The sequence below is a fragment of the Stenotrophomonas maltophilia genome (genome assembly GCF_003970865.1).
In the GTDB taxonomy this organism is placed as follows: Bacteria; Pseudomonadota; Gammaproteobacteria; order Xanthomonadales; family Xanthomonadaceae; genus Stenotrophomonas; species Stenotrophomonas maltophilia_AR.
On record NZ_RXLZ01000040.1, the window covers coordinates 34,698 to 50,808 of the forward strand.

Annotated in this window: 13 protein-coding genes; 6 read left to right on the top strand and 7 right to left on the bottom strand. The window is 67.1% G+C overall.

What is annotated here, in order from left to right; translation table 11 throughout:
* Nucleotide 1 precedes the first annotated feature (1 nt).
* Together EKL94_RS14190 and EKL94_RS14195 are read right to left on the bottom strand one after the other, a co-directional pair.
* Nucleotides 2-619: an SGNH/GDSL hydrolase family protein gene (locus EKL94_RS14190; RefSeq protein ID WP_126929569.1), complete on the bottom strand. Its 618-nt coding sequence runs from the start codon at nucleotides 617-619 to the stop codon at nucleotides 2-4.
* A gap of 3 nt (nucleotides 620-622) precedes the next feature.
* Nucleotides 623-1,897, bottom strand: a complete 1,275-nt coding sequence (locus tag EKL94_RS14195) for a pyridoxal phosphate-dependent aminotransferase (protein WP_005414441.1) — start codon at nucleotides 1,895-1,897, stop codon at nucleotides 623-625.
* A 114-nt stretch (nucleotides 1,898-2,011) separates the two neighbouring features.
* Between EKL94_RS14195 and rsgA the strand changes: the two genes are divergently transcribed.
* The gene (rsgA, locus tag EKL94_RS14200; protein WP_032965961.1) at nucleotides 2,012-3,121 is read left to right on the top strand and encodes a ribosome small subunit-dependent GTPase A; all 1,110 of its coding nucleotides are present in this window, start codon (nucleotides 2,012-2,014) and stop codon (nucleotides 3,119-3,121) included.
* Nucleotides 3,122-3,279: 158 nt separating this feature from the next.
* Nucleotides 3,280-4,533, top strand: a complete 1,254-nt coding sequence (locus EKL94_RS14205; RefSeq protein ID WP_024956039.1) for a flavohemoglobin expression-modulating QEGLA motif protein — start codon at nucleotides 3,280-3,282, stop codon at nucleotides 4,531-4,533.
* A 439-nt stretch (nucleotides 4,534-4,972) separates the two neighbouring features.
* Here the strand turns inward: EKL94_RS14205 and EKL94_RS14210 are convergent, their stop codons facing one another.
* The 5 genes from EKL94_RS14210 to EKL94_RS14230 all read right to left on the bottom strand — a co-directional run bounded on the left by EKL94_RS14210 (nucleotide 4,973) and on the right by EKL94_RS14230 (nucleotide 11,472).
* Nucleotides 4,973-7,270, bottom strand: a complete 2,298-nt coding sequence (locus tag EKL94_RS14210) for a TonB-dependent receptor (protein WP_126929570.1) — start codon at nucleotides 7,268-7,270, stop codon at nucleotides 4,973-4,975.
* A 160-nt stretch (nucleotides 7,271-7,430) separates the two neighbouring features.
* A complete protein-coding gene (locus EKL94_RS14215) occupies nucleotides 7,431-7,955 on the bottom strand; it encodes a hypothetical protein (RefSeq protein WP_126929571.1) in 525 nt (174 codons plus the stop codon).
* 208 nt (nucleotides 7,956-8,163) lie between these two features.
* Nucleotides 8,164-8,904, bottom strand: coding sequence for an acetoacetyl-CoA reductase (gene phbB / locus EKL94_RS14220; RefSeq protein WP_126929572.1), 741 nt, complete (start codon nucleotides 8,902-8,904; stop codon nucleotides 8,164-8,166).
* Between the two features lie 24 nt (nucleotides 8,905-8,928).
* Complete coding sequence (locus tag EKL94_RS14225) at nucleotides 8,929-10,257, bottom strand: CitMHS family transporter (RefSeq protein WP_032130486.1); 1,329 nt, start codon at nucleotides 10,255-10,257, stop codon at nucleotides 8,929-8,931.
* A gap of 75 nt (nucleotides 10,258-10,332) precedes the next feature.
* Nucleotides 10,333-11,472 (bottom strand): OprO/OprP family phosphate-selective porin, encoded by a 1,140-nt coding sequence (locus EKL94_RS14230; protein ID WP_126929573.1) that lies wholly within the window; start codon nucleotides 11,470-11,472, stop codon nucleotides 10,333-10,335.
* Between the two features lie 242 nt (nucleotides 11,473-11,714).
* On the opposite strand from EKL94_RS14230, the gene EKL94_RS14235 reads away from it, so the two are divergent.
* From EKL94_RS14235 to EKL94_RS14250, 4 genes are read left to right on the top strand one after another with little or no spacing between them, the layout of a single operon-like run.
* Entirely contained in the window at nucleotides 11,715-12,404 is a 690-nt protein-coding gene (locus EKL94_RS14235) for a response regulator transcription factor (protein ID WP_126929574.1), read from the top strand.
* Nucleotides 12,397-13,788 carry a sensor histidine kinase gene (locus EKL94_RS14240; RefSeq protein WP_087802434.1) on the top strand — a complete coding sequence of 464 codons (1,392 nt, stop codon included), beginning with the start codon at nucleotides 12,397-12,399 and terminating at the stop codon, nucleotides 13,786-13,788. Before EKL94_RS14235 ends, EKL94_RS14240 begins: the two co-directional genes overlap by 8 nt.
* Nucleotides 13,785-14,840, top strand: a complete 1,056-nt coding sequence (locus EKL94_RS14245; RefSeq protein WP_126929575.1) for an ABC transporter substrate-binding protein — start codon at nucleotides 13,785-13,787, stop codon at nucleotides 14,838-14,840. Before EKL94_RS14240 ends, EKL94_RS14245 begins: the two co-directional genes overlap by 4 nt.
* A gap of 28 nt (nucleotides 14,841-14,868) precedes the next feature.
* A complete protein-coding gene (locus EKL94_RS14250) occupies nucleotides 14,869-15,519 on the top strand; it encodes a response regulator (RefSeq protein ID WP_005414428.1) in 651 nt (216 codons plus the stop codon).
* Nucleotides 15,520-16,111: the final 592 nt, after the last annotated feature.

A 16,111-nucleotide genomic window follows, 5' to 3' on the forward strand; every position in this document is an offset into this window, starting at 1 on the left:
CTCAGTCCGTGCCGCCAAGCAGATGCGCGGCCACCGGAAGGGCGCGTGCGCTCCACAGCGCGTACATCCGCGCCGAAGGGTGCAGGCCATCCTCGGCAATCATCGTCGGGTCTTCGCCCTGCGCGCGGCTGATATCGGTGATGTCGACGAAGGCCACGCCGTGCCGGGTGCTGATCACCTCGGCAGCCGCGTTGAACTCGTCGGTTTCGATCTCGATCGCGGCCAGGTCGCGGCCACTGCCGGCGCCGAACGGGGTCGCGCCCCAATCGGGGAAGGACAGCACCAGCACGCGGCCGGCGTCACCGCCCGCGAAGCCGATCGCCCGCTGCAGAAGCGCCTGGAACTGGCTGCGGTATTCGTCCAGCGGACGCCCGCGGTACTGGTTGTTGACGCCGATCAGCAGGCTGACGAAATCGAACGGTCCCTGCGGCGCGGCCGCATCGATGCCAGCGTCCAGTTCGTCGGTGGTCCAGCCGGTGGTGGCGATGGTCTGCGGATCGGACAGCTCAATGCCCTGCGCACGCAGCGCGGCGGCGAGCTGGTGCGGCCAGCGGCCTTCGACTGCAACCGCTTCACCGATGGTGTACGAGTCGCCCAGCGCCAGGTAGGACAGCGCCACGGCTCAGGCCACCGAACGGCGTGGCTTCAACGGCACGACCTTGGTCGCGTCCTCGGCACGTCGCGCCAGCACGCGGTCGATGCGCGCGAACACATCGCGCATCACCGAGGCCTCCGGCATCAGGGTCACACGGAAATGATGGCGGTAGGGCACGTTGAAGCTCGAGCCCGGCACCACCAGCACACCTTCGTTGTTCATCAGGTCCAGCGCGAAGTTGTGGTCGTCGAAGCCCTTCGCCGCGGCGCCGACCACGGCCGGGAATGCGTACAGCGCGCCGGCCGGCGCGACCAGCGACAGGTGTTCGCTGGCTTCGCAGGCTTCGATGACCGCGCGGCGGGTTTCGTACAGGCGGCCGCCCGGCGTGCACAACTCGGAAATGGTGTCCGGACCGTTCACCGCGGCCTCGATGGCGTACTGGCCCGGCACGTTGGCGCACAGGCGCAGCGCGCCCAACAGGTCCAGTGCCGCGCGGAAGTCACCCAGGCGGGCATCGTCGCCGCTGAGGTGGGCCCAGCCCACGCGCCAGCCGCAGGCGCGGTGCACCTTGCTCAGGCCGCTGAAGGTCAGGCACGGATGATCACCGGCCAGCGGTGCAACCGGCTGGAACACCGCGTCGTCGTACAGGATCTGGTCGTAGATCTCGTCGACCAGCAGCAACAGGTTGTGGCGGCGTGCGATCTCGACCACGCGCTCCAGCAGTTCGCGCGGGTAGCTGGCGCCGCTGGGGTTGTTCGGATTGATCAGCACGATGGCGCGGGTGCGCGAGGACACCAGCGTCTCGATCTCGCTCGGGTCCGGCTGGAAGCCGTTCTCCGGTGCGCAGCGGTAGTACACCGGACGGCCATCGTTGAGGATGGTCGAGGCCGACCACAGCGGGTAGTCGGGCGAGGGCACCAGCACTTCGTCGCCGGGATTGAGCAGCGCACGCAGTGACAGGTCGATCAGCTCGCTGACGCCGTTGCCGAGGAAGACGCGGTCCGGGTGCGCATCGGGCGCGCCACGGCGGGCGTAGTAGCTGGCGATGGCTTCACGCGCCACCGGCAGGCCCTGCTGGTGCGTGTACGGGTCGGTGCGGCCCATGTCGTCGGCGATCGCACGCTGCAGATGCTCCGGCGCGCGGAAGCCGAAAGCGCCCGGATTGCCGATGTTGAGCTTGATCAGCTTGCGGCCCTGCGCCTCCAGCTCCCGGGCTCGCCGCGCCAGTTCTCCGCGGATTTCGTAGCGCACTTCGGAAAGGCGCTCGCGGATGGCCAGGGGCTTGGGCGAGTTGGTGGACATGGGGGCTGGGCCGTCAAAAGGCATGGGGCTTCCATCCTACCGGAATTGCTGCAATGCATGGCAAGGGCTCCGGGCCCGTCATTGCTGGGCTGGCAGGGCGCCGTCACAGGTAGAATGGCGGCGATGACCCAGACCCCCGATTTCATCGCCCTGCAGACCATTGGCTGGCCCTGGCCGGGCCCGGCGCAGCAGGCCGACTGGCAGGCCGCGATGGCCGCGCACCCGCAGGCCCGCCCGGCACGGGTGATCGAACAGCACCGTACCCACTACGTGGTGGCCGATGGCCCGGACGCCTCGATCAAGGCCGAGTCGCTGCCGGAATGGCAGCGCCCGCGCTTCCCCAGCCATGAACGGCCGGCGGTGGGTGACTGGGTGCTGCTCGATGGCATCCGCATCGTCGCGCTGCTGCCACGCCGTACCGCGATCAAGCGCGGTGCCGCCGGTGAGCACTATCACCAGCAGGTGATCGCGGCCAACATCGATACGGTGTTCATCGTCTGCGGCCTGGATGCCGACTTCAATCCGCGCCGCATCGAGCGCTACCTGCTGCTGGTCGGCGGTGGCGGTGCCGAACCGGTGGTGGTGCTGACCAAGGCCGACCAGACCGAGTACAGCGAAGACGCGCTGGCGGTGCTGGAAGAGCTGGAGATGCAGGGCATCGCGCTGCATGCGATCAACGGCCTGGATGCCGACAGCGTGGCGGTGCTGCAGCCGTGGCTGGGCCCGGGCCGCACGGTGGTGCTGGTGGGCTCGTCCGGTGCCGGCAAATCCACGCTGACCAACACCCTGCTGGGCGAGCAGCGGATGAAGACCAACGCGGTGCGCGCCAACGATTCGCGCGGACGCCACACCACCACGCACCGCGCGCTGATGCCGCTGCCGACCGGCGCCTGCCTGATCGACACCCCCGGCATGCGTGAGCTGAAGCCGACCGGTGAAGAGACGCTGTCCGAAGGCGGCTTCGCCGATATCGAAGCGCTGGCCGCACAGTGCCGTTTCAACGACTGCAAGCACCAGCAGGAACCGGGCTGTGCCGTACGCGCAGCGATCGACGCAGGTGAAATCGAAGAGAGCCGGCTGCTCAACTACTTCAAGCTGAAGGAAGAGGTGGCCGCCGCCGCCGCCAAGCTGGCGGTCCGCCAGGCCGAGACCGCGCAGGAACGTGGCGGCAAGAAGGGCAAGGGCCAGCAGTTCCGCCCGGCCGGCAAGCCGCGTAGGCGCTGACCCCGTAGTACCGGAAACCTGCTCCTGGTGGGGGCCAACTGACCGCTTGTGGTAGGTGCCAACCTTGGTTGGCACGAATCTGTCCGCAGCCCGCCTTCGGCCGATGCCAACCAAGGTTGGCACCTACCAAAGCAAGGGCAGGGCGCTATAGTCCGCGCATGGAACCGACTGCGACGCTGGACCGTGACGTGGCCCACCATGCAGCGCTCGATGCGCGCCTGGTCGAGGCCGTGGGAGGCATCCGCCTGCTGGGCCTGACCAGCTGGCCGGCAACGGTGCAGGCACCGTTCCTGGACAGCGTGGCGCGAGGCCAGCCGGTGCTGCCGAAGGTGGATTACCCACGGCTGGACTTCAGCGAAGAACGTCGCGCGCTGGCCGCGATCGCCGCCGACTGTGATGACAGCCACCCGCTGGGCCACTACGTGCGACAGTCGGCGCAGAGCTGGGACCTGGCCGCGCAGCTGTTGGAAGGGCTGGGCACCGCGGCGGTCGATACCTGTTCGGTGCAGCTGTTCGGCGCACCCGAGCAGCCGCTGCCGGGCAATGGCCCGAGCACGCGCGAAGCAGCGCGCCATTTCATCCAGATTGCCGCCGAACTGGACCACGAACTGCTGGCGCCGGAAGAGCAGGTGCCGGTCTCGGCCATTGCCCTGCAGCTGCAGCTGCAGAACGACCTGGATGCCTTCTTCGAATCGCGCATCATCCAGGTGCAGCTCGATCCGGAACTGGTGTCCAAGGCGGCTGCCGGCCCAACCCGCATCCGCCTGCGCACCAGTGCGCGCTTCAGTGCCTACGACCGCGCGCAGTTGTTCCACCACGAAGCGCTGGTGCATTCGCTGACCGCATTGAACGGCCGCGAACAACCTGTGCTGCCCAGCCTGGCGTTGTCCTCGCCGCGGGTGACCGCCACCCAGGAAGGATTGGCCACCTTCGCCGAGCAGATCACCGGGAGCATCGACATCGAGCGCCTCAAGCGCATCAGCCTGCGTACCGAAGCGATTGCGATGGCACGCGAAGGCGCCGATTTCATCGAAGTGTTCCGCTATTTCTGCGACGCCGGGCAGAACGCAGAAGAGAGCTTCGCCTCGGCACAACGCGTGTTCCGTGGTGTACCGCCGAGTGGCGGCCTGGCCTTCACCAAGGACACGGTGTACCTGCGGGGTTTGGTGTCGGTGCATACCTTCTTCCGCCATATGCTGGCCGAGGACCGCCTGCAGGTCTGCCGCTGGTTGTTCGCCGGCAAGATGAGCCTGACCGATGCGATCGCGTTCGCGCCGCTGTTCGAGGCGGGGGTATTGAAGCCACCGCGTTGGCTGCCGCACTGGGTGAGCCGGGCGAACGGCCTGGCGGGCATGCTGGCGTTTTCGCTGTTTGCCAACCGGATACGGATGGACCAGCTGGCGCCGGAATGAAATGCGTTGGCGGGATGATGCGCTGGCGCCTCGATTGATGTCGCTGGGCGGCGGTGGGGCACCCTGGCCAGGACACGCCGTAAACCCATCCATGGGGGCTCGATCGGCGCATCCATGCGCCTCACGGTCCTCGCCAGGGTGCCCCACCGCCGCCAGACAGTTTCCCGCGCGGGCGGCAGCACATCACCGCGCCGAAGGGATTGCGCTTGAAAAGCAAAGAGCCGGGCAATGCCCGGCTCTTTGCTTTTTGCTCTTCTTTGCCTTCCGCACCGTGGCGCGGGAAACCGTCGAGCAGGGTCGGATGGGCCGGCGCAGGACCGTTGGCGCCATGGATGGCGCCATCGAGCCCCCATGGATGGGTTTACGGCGTGTCCTGCGCCGGCCCATCCGGCCCTGCCCCGCGACGATAATCAAGACGCCGCGGGGCAACGCTTTCGACTTAGAACTCCGCCGCCACCGTCATGAACAGCTGCCGCGGTGCGCTCGCATGGATCGCATAACGCGTACCCTTCGGATCGGTCGGCGCGAACGAGCTCAGCTGGCCGGCGTAGCGCTTGTTGGTCATGTTGGTCGCATTCAACGACACCCGCACGTTGCGCAGGCCCAGGCCCGGGCCGAAGTCGTAGCCCGCACCGGCGTCGAAGGTGGTCACGCCCGGCACCGACTGGTCGTTGGTGTAGGTGTAGTAGCGCTTGCCGGTGTACTTGGCACGCAGGCTGGCGAAGAAGCCGTCGCGGTTCCAGCTGATCTCACTGGAGGCCATGCGCTGCGGCGTATCCACGGTGATCTTGCCGGCCACCGGCACTACCGCGCCGCCGGACAGGTAGTCGTCTTCGTAGGTGGTCTTGTTCCACGACAGCGCGTTGTACCACTGCAGGCCGTCGATCGGCTTGAGGATGAAGGTCAGTTCCGCGCCGTAGCTCTTCACCGAACCGACGTTGATGAAGCGCGTCACGCACTCCGGACGCGTGCCGACTTCGATGCTCGAGCACGGGTTCAACGACAGCAGGCGGTTGTCGAACTTCACGTTGTAGCCCGCGATCGACGCCTGGTACTTCTCGCCGAAGGTACGGAAGCCGGCTTCCAGGCTCTTGGACTTCTCCGGCTCAAGCCCGGCGCTGGCCGCGAACGATTCCGGCGACACCTGCAGCGGGCCGCCGCTGCCACCGCCGACGAAGGCGGCGATGTTCTCGGCATACGAGGCGAACAGCTCGTTGTTGGCGTTGAGCTTGAAGCCCAGGCCCACCTGCGGCAGCACCGATTCCTTGGCGGTCAGCGTGCCCGAGGCGATGCTGGTTTCCACGCCCGGCTGGGCGGTGGCACGCATGCGGGTGTTCGGGCTCTTGATGCCCACATCCACGGTCAGGCGCTGGTCCAGGAAGCGCATGCGGTCCTGCACGTAGAACTGGCGCGTGCGGATGTCGAAGTCCTGGTTGAACAGCAGGCGGTCCGGGTTCTTCAGGTACAGGTCGTCCAGGAACGGGCCGCTGATGTAGTAGAAGTTGCGCGACACGTTGTGGTCGTTCTGTTCGTACCACAGGCCGGCTTCCAGCTCGTGGATGCCGACCGTCCACGACAGTGCGGCGGTCAGGCCATCGCGGTTGATCGTGTAGTTGGTGCTGCGGATCGAAATCGGCAGCATCTTGTCGGTGCCCGGGTAGGACGGCTGGCCCGGTGCCCACCAGTGGCCCTGGCCACGGTTGTCGTGGTGGTAGGCCAGCAGCTTCAGGCGGCCCTGCTCGCCCAGGCGCAGGTCGGCATCGACCGAGTACAGGTTGTCGTCACGCAGTGCGCGGCTCTGGTAGTAGGCGTCGTCGATGCTGCGGACATTGCCGCTGTACTTGCACTTCGAAGCATTGAAGGTGCCGGGCGCGCAGTACGCGGCGGCGACGGCACGGTCCCAGTCCGGCGCGTAGATGTTCCAGTCATAGCCCATGCCACGTGCCAGCATGTCCTTGGACAGGTAGGCGTAGTTGGCCTGGCTGGCGCGCGAGGTGGCCACGAACGCACCGAAGCGGTGGTCGCCGACGTTCCACACTGCCTTGGCGTTGAACTGGCGGGTGGTCTGGTTCTGGTACGGCGCGGCCCACATGTCCTGGTCCTGGTGCACGCCGGACACATAGGCCGAGAAGCCGTTGATGTCGCCGGTATCCACGCGCAGGTAGCCACGGCGCTGGCTGTTGTCGCCGACGGTGACGCTGGCGCGGCCACCGAATTCGGTGGACGGGTCCATCGAGAAGTACTGGATGGTGCCGCCCAGGTTGCTGGTCGAGGCCACGCCCAGCGAACCGATGCCCTGCGACAGCTCGGCACCGGCCAGGTTCTCGGCGATGATCGCGCGGGAGACGCTCAGGCCGTTGTAGTTGCCGTAGCTGTTGTCGCCCAGCGGGATGCCGTCCAGCGTGTAGCCCAGACGGCTCTTGTCGAAGCCGCGCAGGCTGATGGTCTGCGATTCTTCGTTGGCGCCGAAGGCATCGTTGGACTGCACCGACACGCCCGGCAGGCGGTCGAGGATCTTCTGGCCACTGGTGCCCGGCGGCAGCACCTGCTTGTCGACGGTGGTGATGCGCTGCACCTGGCGGGTCTCGCCCTGGCCGATCACGGAGACGGTATCCAGCGTCTGCGCGCTCAGCGCGGCATCGGTGCTGGCGCCGGTATCGGCGGCGGTGGCGGCATGGGCGCTGGCGGCGGCGGAGAGCGCGATCGCCACGGCGATCGTCAGGTGTCGGGTCTGCATGGTGGTCCGTTGCATTGGGGGTGGTCACCGGCACGCGTGCGCGGTGCACGGCCACTATGCGAACGGAACATGAAACCTTCTTTACGAAAAACCAACGAAGGCTGCAGGGCCGTGGTGCGTGTCCTGCAACATGTTCGTCATGGTGGTATGCCGATGGGAATCAGAAGCGCTCCCCAGGCCAGCTCAATTTGAGCTGGTCCATGCAGTCACGGTCATGTTCGGAGAATGAGAACCCGATCTGGATGCCGTTCACTACCGTGCCGAACACCGTCGACTCGTCCAGGCTATGCCCTGACGGCACGGAAAGGACATTGAAGTCGGGGTAGCGACGACCCATCTGCTTTCGCGAGATGCAGGCGCCGCCCAGCGACAGCGTAATGCCTTTGATGATTCGCCCCGACGCATCGGTGTAGATCTGGCCAGAAGGCCCCTTGATCCTCCCGGCGACCACGAAGGGCGCCAGATCGATGGTGGCGCTGTCGCCCCGGCCCATTCTTGCTTCCGAGCGCGAGCCGGCCGGAGCCAGTGGTGATAGCTGCGCGACAAGGTCAGAGCGTGCCAGCTGCAGGGACCAGCGTTCCACGAGCCGCCATGTTGCATCCGCCTCTTCCGCAGTGGCAGTGGGTGGCGTGGCCGCCAGTGGCGGGGTGGCGACCACAAGAAGCGCAATCAGCAATGCACGCATGCCAACCTCCTTGATCCACGATTCCGGCCGTTCATCCATCGGGCTCAGCGAGCGTTGGCAGGTATAGCACCGGTTCTGCCGATGTATCGGGCAATGCGTCCCGAAAATGCAGAAACAAAAAAGGGGTCGGATCCCCCTCGCAAGCGAAGGTTCACCGGCCCCGCGCGCTCCGTGGGGGAGGCGGTCCACGCGTTGCGTGGAGACGGGCTCAACCCATGTACAGGCCACCGTTGACCGCGTAGTCGGCACCGGTCACATACGAGGCTTCATCCGAAGCCAGCCACGCGCACAGGCCGGCCACTTCCTCGGGGCGGCCCAGGCGGCGCACCGGCACCGAGGCGGCCAGCCGGTCCAGCACATCCGGCGGGAAGCTGCTGATCGCCTGGCTGGCGATGTAGCCCGGCGACAGCGTGTTGACGGTGACGCCACGCGAGGCCACTTCCGCGGCCAGCGCACGGCTGAAGCCATGCATCGCGGCCTTGGCGGTGGCGTAGTTCACCTGGCCGATCTGGCCCTTGTGGGCACTGACCGAACCGATGTTGATGATGCGGCCCCAGCCCCGCGTGGCCATGCCGTCCACCACCTGCTTGGTCAGGTTGAACAGCGAATTGAGGTTGGAGGCGATCACCGCGTTCCAGTCCTCCACCGTCATCTGCCGGAACAGCAGGTCGCGGCTGCCACCGGAGTTGTTGACCAGCACGTCCACTTCACCGACTTCGGCGCGCACCTTGGCGAACGCGGCGCTGGTCGAGGCCCAGTCGGTCGCGTTGCCTTCGGAGGCGATGAAGTCGAAGCCCTGTTCGCGCTGCTCGCGCAGCCAGTTGGCCTTGCGCGGCGAGTTCGGCGCGCAGCCGGCAACCACGGTGTGGCCGCTGCGGGCCAGGCTCTGGCAGATGGCAGTACCGACACTGCCCATGCCGCTGGTGACGTAAGCGATTCGAAGCGTCATTGCAGAAGGCTCCTTGGTAGAGGGTCAGGCGGCGAGCGGGTACAGGCCGAACAGCAGGCTGCCGACCATCAGCAGCATCGAGATGGCGATGGCCCACTTCAGGGTGAACTTCTGGTGGTCGGCGAATTCGACCTTGGCCAGGCCCACCAGCAGGTAGGTGGACGGCACCAGCGGGCTGAGCAGGTGCACCGGCTGGCCGGCCAGCGAGGCGCGCGCCATTTCCACCGGGGTGATGCCGTAGTTGCCGGCGGCCTCGGACAGGATCGGCAGCACGCCGAAGTAGAACGCGTCGTTGGACATGAAGAAGGTGAACGGCATCGACGCCACCGCCGTGATCACCGCCAGGTACGGGCCCCACGATTCCGGAATGACGGCCAGGAAGCTGTGCGACATCGCTTCGACCATGCCGGTGTTGTTGAGGATGCCGGTGAAGATGCCTGCAGCGAAGATCAGCGACACCACCGACAGCACGTTGCCGGCATGGTTGACCACGCGGCGGCGCTGCTCGGCCAGGTTCGGGTAGTTGATCACCAGGGCGATGGCGAAGCCGACCATGAACAGTACCGGCATCGGCAGCACGCCGATGATCAGCGCGGTCATCAGTGCCACGGTCAGGGCCAGGTTCACCCACAGCAGCTTCGGGCGCTTGATGTCTTCGGCGTCTTCCACGGTCGGCAGCGGGTTGCTGTCATCGGACACGCTGTTGTCCATCCAGCTGCCGCCCTTGGGCAGGGTCACTACGCCCAGGCGACGGCGTTCCTTCAGGCCCAGGTACCAGGCCAGCAGCAGCACGCCGGCACAGGCGATCACCATCGACGGGATCAGCGGCACGAACACGTCGGCCGGGTCCACGTGCAGCGCCGTGGCCGCGCGTGCGGTCGGGCCGCCCCACGGGGTCAGGTTCATCACGCCGCCGGCAAGGATGGTCACGCAGGTCATGTTCAGCGCGTTCATGCCCAGCCGCTGGTACAGCGGCAGCATCGCCGAGACGGTGATCATGTAGGTGGTCGAGCCATCACCGTCGAGCGAGATCAGCATCGCCAGCACCGCGGTGCCAAGCACGATCTTCATCGGATCGCCCTTGACGAAACGCAGGATCACCCTCACCAGCGGGTCGAACAGGCCGGCGTCGATCATCACCCCGAAGTAGAGGATGGCGAACATCAGCATCACGCCGGTGGGCGCGATCTTCTTGATGCCCTCCAGCATCATCTCGTCGATGTTGGCACCGAAGCCGCCGATCAGCGCGAACAGGATGGGGATGGTGATCAGGGCGACGAGCGGCGACAGGCGCTTGCTCATGATCAAGTACATGAACGTAATGACCATGCCAAAGCCGAGGATGCTCAGCATCATCTGCGGACTCCTTGCGAAAACAGGACGTGGGGAAGTGGAAGGGGCCCGGGCGGCATGCCCGGGATATCAGGCTTAGAAGTCGTACTGCAGGCGCCCGGTGACCGCGCGCGTGCGGTCCACCGTGACCCCGGCGAGGCGGTCGCGGTTGCGGCTTTCAATCACGTTGAGCATGAAGCGCAGGTTGTCGCGCAGGTACCAGTTGCCACCCAGCGTCCACGCTTCGGTGCTGCCGCGGCGCAGGTCCGGCGCGCCATCGAGGTGCTGTGCACCCCACATCTGGTCGTAGCGCAGCGCCACTTCGAAGGCACCGGCCTTGTGCCGGATGTCCTTCACCCGCGCGAAGCGGCCGGTCTTGCGGTCGTAGGCGCGGCTTTCGCCGGTCACGAACCAGCTGAGCATGCCGTAGGCGGCCATCACGTCGCCGCGCTGGGCGCCGTCATCGAAGGTGGCGCCACTGAACTCGCCCTGCCACGACAGCGGGCCGCGCACCTGCGCGTATTCCAGCGACCACTTGTTGACGTCGGTATCGCGGCCGGCGGAGAAGTCGACCAGGGTCAGGCGGCTCTCGTCGGACAGGTGGCCGGCCGGGCGCGGGCGGATGCGCAGGCCGGGCACGCCGTTGGCGCCGGGGTTGTCGTAGGCCTCGCGGGCCAGCGACAGGCCCAGGTGCAGCACGTCACCGTCGCTGGGCGAGGGCGCCCAGGTGACGCGGCCACCGGCGGCGCGACCCTTCACCTGCCAGGCGTCGATGCTCTCCAGGCTGTAGATGCTGGCCGCCCAGGTGAAGTCACCGGGGTTGGCCTGCCATGACGCACCCAGGCGGTACAGCGGCGCCAGCGTGGTGCCGGCATTGCCGCGTTCCAGGAAGCTGCCGTAGTTGGAGCTGGTACGGTCATCCAGCGAGAAGTACTGCTTGAACTGGCCTACGGTCAGCTTGCCGGCCTTGCCGAAGCTGCGTGCCAGGTACACGTCCTTGGCCTCGACGCGGTCGCCGGAGAAATCGGCTTCCAGCTTGTAGTCGACCACGAAGAACTTGCCCGACACGTCCAGCCAGGCGCGACGGATCTCGGTGTCGTCCTTGTTTGGCGTCCCGCGGTTGTCGTTGTCGAAGGTGGCGAAGTCCAGGTGCAGGCGGCCCCCGAGGGAGGCCGTGACCGGACGGTCGTCTTCGGCGGCAAAGGCCGGCGCTGACAGGGCAGCCAGAGCCATCATGGCGGCAGGACGCCGCCAGGCAAACGTGAATTCCACAAACCCTCCCAGGTGCGCGCCAGGCGCGCGGCAATCGTGGGCACCGGACGGTGCGCGGCCGCAGTCTGGGTCGGGCAAGCTGTCATCGTCCTGTCAACGGATTGTGCGGTGCAGCGTAAAGCGGCCCGCTGCTGCCTCCGGGCGGGGCCCGGCGAGCGCGGCAGCGGCATGCGGTAGCATTCGTTTCCCCTCCCACCCCCGTGCCCATGCGCCTGCTGCTGGTCGAAGACAATCCGGATCTGGCCGATGCGATCATCCGCCGCATGCGCCGCAGCGGGCACGCCGTGGACTGGCAGGCCGATGGCCTGGCCGCAGCCAGCGTGCTGCGCTACCAGAGCTTCGACCTGGTGGTGCTGGATATCGGCCTGCCCAAGCTCGATGGCCTGCGCGTGCTGGCCGGCATGCGCGAGCGCGGCGACAGCACGCCGGTACTGATGCTGACCGCGCGCGATGGCATCGAAGACCGTGTGCAGGCGCTGGATGTCGGTGCCGACGACTACCTGGGCAAGCCCTTTGACTTCCGCGAGTTCGAGGCGCGCTGCCGCGTGCTGCTGCGGCGTGCGCGTGGCCAGGCCAGCGAAGTGGTGCAGATTGGCGGCTTCCAGTTCGACAACGCGGCGCACCGGGTCAGTCTCGACGGCGAACCGATCGAACTGCCCAACCGCGAATACCGGCTGCTGGAGATCCTCGTCGGCCGCCTCGGCCAGGTGGTCGGCAAGGACGAAATCGGCAACGGCCTGTTCGGCTTCGACGACGAAGCCGGCCCGAATGCCATCGAGCTGTATGTTGGTCGCCTGAGAAGAAAGCTGGCAGGCGCACCGCTGCGCATCACCACGGTGCGCGGCGTTGGCTACCTGCTGGAAACCAGCGATGACAGCGCCGACGCCGATGGCTGACGCGCGTACCGCGAATGCCGCACCGGGCTCGCTGCGGCGCACGCTGCTGCTCTACCTCGGCGCGTTGCTGGCGGTGTTCGCGGTGGCCCTGCTGTTTGCCGCGCGCGGCTATGGCCAGCGCGCCGCCAACCGTTCCTACGATCACCTGCTGGTGTCCTCGGCGCTGTCCATTGCCGATTCGGTGGCCCTGGTCGATGGCCAATGGCAGGTCGATCTGCCCTATGCCGCGCTGGACCTGCTGGCGATGGCCCCGGAAGACCGCGTGTTCTATCGGGTCGCCGACAGCCGCGGCAACCTGATCACCGGCTACGGCGACCTGCCGGCGCCGCCGCGACGGCCCGGCACGCAACCGCAGCTGTTTGATGCGGCGTACAGCGGCGAGACCGTGCGCTTCGTGGTGGTCGGCCGCAGTTTCGCCGCCGCCTCGGCGCAGGGGGAAGTACAGGTGCAGGTCGGCCAGACCCGGCGTGCGCGCGAAGCGGTCGCGCAGGACATGGTCAACCGTGCATTGCTGGCGATCGGTGTGCTGTCCGGGCTGCTGCTGGCGCTGGTGGCCTTTGGCGTGCATCGCGCGTTCCGGCCATTGGTGCGGGTGGAACGCGAGCTGTCGCGCCGCGAGCCGTCCGACCTGAAGCCACTGGATGCGCGCGTGCCGCGCGAGATGGACCAGATGGTGGCGGCGTTGAACCGCTTCATGGAACGCCTGTCCAGCAGCAATGAAACCCTGCGTGCATTCATGGCCGAAGCTGCCCACCAGATGCGCACACCCTTGGCTGCCCTGCGCGCGCAGGCACAGCTGGCGCTGGATGACGACGACCCGGAAGACATGCGGCGCAGCCTGCAGGCGATCGAGCGCAATGCCACCCACATGAGCCGGCTGCTCAACCAGCTGCTCAGCGATGCCAGCGTGATCCATCGCTCGCATCTGCAGCGTTTTGCGGCGGTGGACCTGGCCGAGACCGTGCACCAGGCCCTGCATGAAGCCCTGCCCCAGGCCGGCCCGGCACCGCGCGTGCAGCTGGCGATGACGGCCGAGCCGGTGCAGGTGCATGGTGATGCACTGCTGCTGCGCGAGGCGATCAAGAACCTGGTCGACAACGCACTCAAGTACGGCGGTGACGGCCCGTTGCAGATCGCGTTGACCGTGGAAGGCGGGCAGGCCGTGCTGACCATCGCCGACCACGGTGCCGGCATTGCCGCCGCTGATGCCGAACGCGTGTTCGAGCGCTTCGCCCGTGGCGAAGGCGCGCCGTCCGGCGGCGCCGGGCTTGGCCTGGCCATCGTCAAGCGCGTGGTCGACAGCCACGGCGGCCGCATCGACCTCAGCAACCGTCCGCAGGGCGGGCTGGTCGCGACCATCCGTCTGCCCCGGAGCAGTCCATGATCCGCCTGTTCGCTGCTGCCGTTGCCTTGCTGTTGGCCGTGCCGGTGCTTGCGGCACCGGGCGACGTGCGCCGCTTCCCGGCCCAGGCAAAGGCCACTGCGCAGCTGCGCATTCACGGCACCACTGACATCGAAGTGTTCGCGGTAGTGATTGCCGATTACCAGCGGCTGCACCCCGGCACTGAAGTGGTGTACGAGGACATCATCACCCAGGACCTGTACGCACGTTACCTGCACGACCGTGGCGGACCGGCATCGCCGGACCTGCTGATCTCCAGCGGCATGGACCTGCAGACCAAGCTGGTCAACGATGGCCACGCGCTGCCACATCGCTCGGCGCAGACCGCCGCGCTGCCGGCCTGGGCGCAGTGGCGCAACGAGGCATTCGGCATCAGCTACGAGCCGGTGGTGATGGTCTACAACACCCGTGCGCTGCCGTCGGCGAAGGTGCCGCATACGCGCCGCCAGCTGTTGGACCGGCTGCGCGCGGAGGGGGCACCGCTGCGCGGCAGGGTCGGCACCTATGACATCGAGCGCAGCAGCGTCGGCTACCTGCTGTCTACCCAGGATGCGCAGCGTGGCAGCATCGCCGGCGCGTTGCTGGGCGCGCTGGGCGACAACGACGTGGTGCGCGAGGAGCGCACCGGTGTACTGCTGGACAAGGTCGCCAGCGGACAGCTGTCGCTGGTCTACAACGTGCTCGGCTCCTACGCGCAGGCGCGCATCGACGCGGGTGCCCCGCTGGCGATCGTGGAGCCCGAGGACTACACGCTGGTGGTGCTGCGTACCGCGGTGATTCCACGCACCGGCCCACACCCGGAAGAAGCGCGACGCTTCCTCGACTACCTGCTGTCGCCGCGAGGCCAGCAGGTGCTGTCACGCGAGGCACGGCTGATGCCGATCGTGACCGGCAGCGCACGGGGCGAAGACGCACCGGGTCGCAGCCGTCGTCCGATCCAGCTGGGTCCGGGACTGCTGGTGTATCTGGATGCACTCAAGCGCCGCCAGTTCCTGGATGCCTGGCGCAGTAGCGTGGAGCCGGCAGGGCGCTGAGGCTCCGGCCTGCCCGTACAATGGCGGCATGAGCGAATACACCATCCTGATCGCCGATGACCACCCGCTGCTGCGTTCGGCGGTGGTGCAGTCATTGCGGCAGAGCCTGCCGCTGGCGCAGGTGCGCGAGGTCGCCAGTGCCGAGGCATTGGCCGAAGCACTCGACGCACACCCGGATGTGGACCTGGTGCTGCTTGACCTGACCATGCCCGGTGCACATGGTTTTTCCGCGCTGCTGCACGTGCGCGGTTCGCACCCGGACATTCCGGTGGTGATCCTCTCGTCCAACGACCACCCCCGTGTGATCCGCCGCGCCCAGCAGTTCGGTGCCGCCGGTTTCATCCCGAAGTCGGCCCCGGCCGAGACCATCGGCGAAGCCGTGCAGGCGGTGCTGGACGGCGGACTGTGGTTCCCGGCGATGGCCGCAGAACGCTCCGAGGCCGATGCGCTGCTGGCCAGCCGCCTGGCCCAATTGACCCCGCAGCAGTTCCGCGTGCTGCTGTGCCTGGCCGATGGCCTGCTCAACAAGCAGATCGCCTACACGTTGGGCCTGGCCGAGAACACGGTGAAGGTGCACGTCACCGCGATCCTGAAGAAGCTCGAATGCCATAGCCGCACGCAGGCGGCGGTGCTGGTGAAGGCGCTGGAGCCCGAGGGCGACGCCGGCATCGGGTTGTAGTTTCCAGCCAACGGCGCAGCCTCTCGTGGGTGGAGCATTGGGTGGGTCGTTGAAGGCAGAAGCTGCGAGTGGGCCGGTCGGGTTGGGTGCGCGGGGGACGCCGTGAATCCGTCCCTGGAGGCTTGGCAGCCGCATCCATGCGGCTGACACCCCCGCGCACCCAACCCGACCGGCCGCTGACAGATTTCGGTGGCCTGTCACCCACGGAGAAGAAAAAGAAGATCAACAGCGGGTCGCCGCACTGCGCTTGCTCGTGTAGAGCCGAGCCCATGCTCGGCTTCGCGGACCGGCCGGACAGCAGCCGAGCGTGGGCTCGGTTCTGCAAAAGGCAGCCTGCCAGGCTGCCTTTGCTTTTGATCTTCTTTTCTCTTCCGTGGGTGAGGAGCACCCGGAATCTGTCAGCGGCCGGGTGGGTGGGTAGTGCGGGGTGTCCGCGGCATGGATGCCGCGGCCAAGCCCCCAAGGTGAAGTGACCCCCGGGAGTTGGACACCAGTTCCAACCCGAGGGATACATGAACAGATACGACGCGCGTTTCAAACTGCAGGTCGCCAAAGAGGCCTGCAAGACCTCCACATCGGTCAAAGCCATTGC

Excerpts from the sequence above, each read along its gene's own strand:
- EKL94_RS14195 (WP_005414441.1), bottom strand. The coding sequence starts at position 1,897 with ATGTCCACCAACTCGCCCAAGCCCCTGGCCATCCGCGAGCGCCTTTCC.
- rsgA (WP_032965961.1), top strand. The coding sequence starts at position 2,012 with ATGGCGGCGATGACCCAGACCCCCGATTTCATCGCCCTGCAGACCATT.
- EKL94_RS14205 (WP_024956039.1), top strand. The coding sequence starts at position 3,280 with ATGGAACCGACTGCGACGCTGGACCGTGACGTGGCCCACCATGCAGCG.
- EKL94_RS14210 (WP_126929570.1), bottom strand. The coding sequence starts at position 7,270 with ATGCAGACCCGACACCTGACGATCGCCGTGGCGATCGCGCTCTCCGCC.
- EKL94_RS14215 (WP_126929571.1), bottom strand. The coding sequence starts at position 7,955 with ATGCGTGCATTGCTGATTGCGCTTCTTGTGGTCGCCACCCCGCCACTG.
- phbB (WP_126929572.1), bottom strand. The coding sequence starts at position 8,904 with ATGACGCTTCGAATCGCTTACGTCACCAGCGGCATGGGCAGTGTCGGT.
- EKL94_RS14225 (WP_032130486.1), bottom strand. The coding sequence starts at position 10,257 with ATGCTGAGCATCCTCGGCTTTGGCATGGTCATTACGTTCATGTACTTG.
- EKL94_RS14230 (WP_126929573.1), bottom strand. The coding sequence starts at position 11,472 with ATGATGGCTCTGGCTGCCCTGTCAGCGCCGGCCTTTGCCGCCGAAGAC.
- EKL94_RS14235 (WP_126929574.1), top strand. The coding sequence starts at position 11,715 with ATGCGCCTGCTGCTGGTCGAAGACAATCCGGATCTGGCCGATGCGATC.
- EKL94_RS14240 (WP_087802434.1), top strand. The coding sequence starts at position 12,397 with ATGGCTGACGCGCGTACCGCGAATGCCGCACCGGGCTCGCTGCGGCGC.
- EKL94_RS14245 (WP_126929575.1), top strand. The coding sequence starts at position 13,785 with ATGATCCGCCTGTTCGCTGCTGCCGTTGCCTTGCTGTTGGCCGTGCCG.
- EKL94_RS14250 (WP_005414428.1), top strand. The coding sequence starts at position 14,869 with ATGAGCGAATACACCATCCTGATCGCCGATGACCACCCGCTGCTGCGT.